The organism is Vibrio sp. Vb0667 (assembly GCF_033391095.1).
The window spans coordinates 1-1,274 of sequence record NZ_JAWPOL010000222.1 but is presented as its reverse complement, the minus strand read 5'-3'; the positions used below and the strand labels follow the sequence as shown (position 1 = coordinate 1,274).

General features: G+C 47.4%; 1 pseudogene. It reads left to right on the top strand.

Annotated features, from left to right (window positions below):
* Positions 1 to 1,274 (top strand): annotated as a pseudogene (locus R8269_RS24790) (hypothetical protein); the annotation flags it as partial.

The window sequence follows — 1,274 nt, the reverse complement described above, 5'->3', positions numbered from 1 at the left end:
TAGAAGGTTTGGTCAAAGCCGATCTGGTTGGTGATATCACAAACGTGGTCGAAGTCAGTGACGCGACGAGTAAACTAGCCGCGCAAGCGACGTATGTTGCAGCTGTCGCTGATTTGAATGTGACAAAAATCGTCGATAAAACTCAGTATGAGTCTGGCGATATGCTGACGTATACGATTCAAATTGAAAACACCACGGCAAACTGGGCGAACGATGTCCAAGTTAAAGACTTCGTAAACAAAATTACGGCGGCCAGCGTGACTGGTGCGGACGTGATTGCGTTTGAGTCTGGGACTATTTACATGAATGCCGAGTCTTTGAACGGAGCCACTAAGTTCCCCGCAGCCAATGACGAGTTCATTGATGGCAGTATTGATATTGCGCCTAATGATGTGGTGACCATCACCGTAGAAGGTGAGCTTAACTCGCAAGTCGTTGGTGAGGTGACCAATACCGTTGATGTTACCTACAACGGCACCACAAAAACGGCAGAAGCGACCAGCACGGCAAAGATCCCCGATCTAACGTTTACGAAAACGCCGATGGTGGAGCATTACAGCCCAAACAAAGTGTCGGGTTACATTCTCAAAATTGTCAATGAAGGCAACAACTACGCGAACGATATCAATTTGAAAGATGCCATTGGCGCGTTAACTGTCGATACGATTGATGGTTCAACCAACCAAGCATTTTTGCAATGGGCCGTTCAATATGTGGTGGGCAGTGCATTAACTACGGTCGATGCGAACTCTCTGGTGGTGGATAAAGATATTGACTACAACATCGACCTAGCACCAAATGACAGCATTACGTTGTACGTGATTGGTTTAGTGAATGCACAAGCAACTGGTGACATCGTTAACCAAGCCACACTCAACTACAACGGCAAAGATATTCTCGCAACTGCAACGCTAAAACCTTACCCGGGCGATGTCGTTATCGAAAAGTCCGCTGACGAACGATATTACCAGCCGGGAGAGTTCTCGACATTCCGAGTTAAGGTCACGAACAATGGTTCTGGTTTTGCTGCGGATGTCAAAGTGGAGGATTTGATTTCTGGATTAGAGGTTGAAACGTCTGGTGGCGCAATGGAAGCGGCATTCAACGATTGGACGATCGTGACCAGCAAAGGTGACCCTCGCACCAATATCGAGACCTTACCGGGACCAAATTCGGACATCGAGACCAATCTCGATATTGCTCCAGGAGATACGGTTGAATTTGCCATTACAGGCACGGTGAACAGCCGAGCGGTTGCCAACATTATTAACACA